Source organism: Pseudoalteromonas sp. BMB, from assembly GCF_001709235.1.
Lineage (GTDB): Bacteria > Pseudomonadota > Gammaproteobacteria > Enterobacterales > Alteromonadaceae > Pseudoalteromonas > Pseudoalteromonas maricaloris.
The window spans coordinates 1-1,010 of record NZ_MBQA01000235.1 but is presented as its reverse complement, the minus strand read 5'-3'; the positions used below and the strand labels follow the sequence as shown (position 1 = coordinate 1,010).

Annotated in this window: 1 protein-coding gene; it reads left to right on the top strand. The window is 48.1% G+C overall.

Annotated features, from left to right (window positions below; genetic code table 11):
• Nucleotides 1–1,010: AMP-binding protein (locus BB427_RS23600; protein ID WP_139119108.1), on the top strand; the 1,010-nt coding region annotated here is incomplete at both ends.

The following is a 1,010-nucleotide window of genomic DNA, read 5'->3' as shown; positions in this document are numbered from 1 at the left end:
GATAAATGTATCCATGAGTTGTTTATGGAGCAGGTGGCGGCCCATCCAGATAAGATTGCGGTGGTTTATGAAGGGCAACAATTAACATATCAAGCGTTATACGAGCAAAGTCATGCCCTAGCGGTATACCTGCAAGCACAGGGGGTCAAACCGGATAGTCGAGTGGGTGTGTGTCTAACTAGAACACCACAAATGATAGTGACGATGTTGGGCATATTGATGGCTGGCGGGGCGTATATACCACTAGATCCGAATTACCCAGATGAGCGCTTAGCGCATATGTTAGCAGACAGTCAAGCTACGATCGTGGTGTCACAGCAATCATTGCAGCAGAAGCTCTGTGGGCTGCTGGCAAGTGACACTGGGCTTATTTTACTCGATTCGCAATGGCTTGAGATTGCGTCAGAAGCTAAGCAGGTCATCGCTTCCGGTGGAGAGCTCGCGCAGATCGTGTGTCCTCAGCACTTGGCTTACGTTATTTATACATCCGGCTCTACAGGTAAGTCTAAAGGGGTTGCCATAGAGCACAGAAGCGCTGTTGCGCTGATCCATTGGGCGCAGAGTGTCTATAGTGAACAAGAGCTAAGTGGGGTGTTGGCGGCGACCTCGATCAGTTTTGATTTATCGGTGTACGAGTTGTTTTTGACCTTGGCCAGTGGTGGCAAGGTGTTGTTAGTAAAAAATATACTGGATTTGTCAGAAGGCGCGCATGCGGCTGATATTACTTTAATCAATACGGTCCCATCGGCGATAGAAGCATTACTCAGAGCACAAGCGATACCGAAAACGGTATTAACAATTAACCTCGCAGGTGAGCCGCTGCCCACTGCGTTGGTAGATAAACTCTATCAACATACAGGGGTTACAAAGGTGTATGACTTATATGGTCCATCGGAAGATACTACCTATTCCACTTTTACTTTGAGAGTCTTTCAGGGTGTGCAAACGATAGGGCGCCCTATCTCCAATACACAAGCATACGTACTAGACCAAATGGGGCAGCCGGTCGC